The sequence below is a fragment of the Agrobacterium sp. ST15.16.024 genome, from assembly GCF_027956545.1.
Lineage (GTDB): Bacteria > Pseudomonadota > Alphaproteobacteria > Rhizobiales > Rhizobiaceae > Agrobacterium > Agrobacterium cucumeris.
Map to the genome: position 1 here is coordinate 1 of NZ_JAQKGO010000080.1, position 280 is coordinate 280.

A 280-nucleotide genomic window follows, 5' to 3' on the forward strand; every position below is an offset into this window, starting at 1 on the left:
GTCTTAATAACGCGCGGCGCCCACAGGACGATAAGCAGCGTCAGGACGAACAGGCCAACGATTAGCGGTTGTCGACTCCAGAAATGCGGCACCTGAGCAAAGAAAATCAGGATCCCAAGGGCGTTGACGAAGCCGGTCATCACCGCCGGGGGAATAAAGCGCATCAGGCGCGCCATGCCGCACAGACCAAACAAAATTTGAATAATACCCGCCAGAATGACAGCCGGTAAAATGTACCCCACGCCGTGCTGATGCACCATCGGGCCAATCACCAGCGCCA

1 protein-coding gene is annotated in these 280 nt (G+C 56.4%); it reads right to left on the reverse strand.

What is annotated here, in order from left to right:
• On the reverse strand, positions 1-280 hold a 280-nt coding region (locus PL640_RS25720), incomplete at both ends, for a SulP family inorganic anion transporter (RefSeq protein ID WP_271363893.1).